Source organism: Xenorhabdus eapokensis (genome assembly GCF_001908105.1).
Genome location: NZ_MKGQ01000161.1, coordinates 1 through 699, shown reverse-complemented (window position 1 = coordinate 699; position 699 = coordinate 1). Strand labels below are relative to the sequence as shown.

The 699-nt window shown below is 47.2% G+C and carries 1 pseudogene; it reads right to left on the bottom strand.

From position 1 onward, the window contains the following. Positions 1-613, bottom strand: a pseudogene (locus tag Xedl_RS23855) (IS5 family transposase); the annotation flags it as partial. Between the last annotated feature and the right edge of the window lie 86 nt (positions 614-699).

Sequence of the window (699 nt, the reverse complement as noted above, 5' to 3'; positions counted from 1 at the left end):
TTCGACAGTCGCGCCGAGTATATGATGCACGTTCTCAGCGAAGACTTCTCCCGTATAACCGCCATCGGCTAAAACATTTTTCACCCAACTGAGGGACTTTTTGTGCCGCGTAAAAGCCTCCAGTGCCCCTTTTCTGTCCGTGACATTTGCCGTGGTGATGGTTATTGCGTGAGGTAAACCTTGAGTATCTACCGCGATATGGCGTTTGATGCCAGACACTTTTTTACCGGCATCATAGCCTTTCTCACGCGCTGTATCTGTGTTCTTAACGCTTTGTGCGTCGACGATCACAAACGTCGTGTTAGCGTTCCGACCAGAGTTGATACGGGCCTCGCCAACCCGATTTTTTTAATGCCTGCTCCAGCAGGCTAGGTTCTGTTTCTGACGGTTTCTCTTTCCAGAGTTTGAAATAGTAATACACGGTACTTTTGCTGGGGAAATCACTGGGGAGCATATCCCACTGACAACCGCTCTTGAGGATATACAGCAGGGCACAAAACACCTCATACACATCGACTTTCCGAGGACGCGTACGTTTTCGGCTGCTGAGCAACAAGGGTTCAATTTTTTGAAAGGCTTCTCGGCTGATATCACTCGGGTAGGTTTTTCTCATTCCAGCAGGTCACTTATATAGGCACTTATCTTATTTGGGCGGACAGAATACAGGAAAAACAATTACGTTCAAAAAAGATTCCGAAT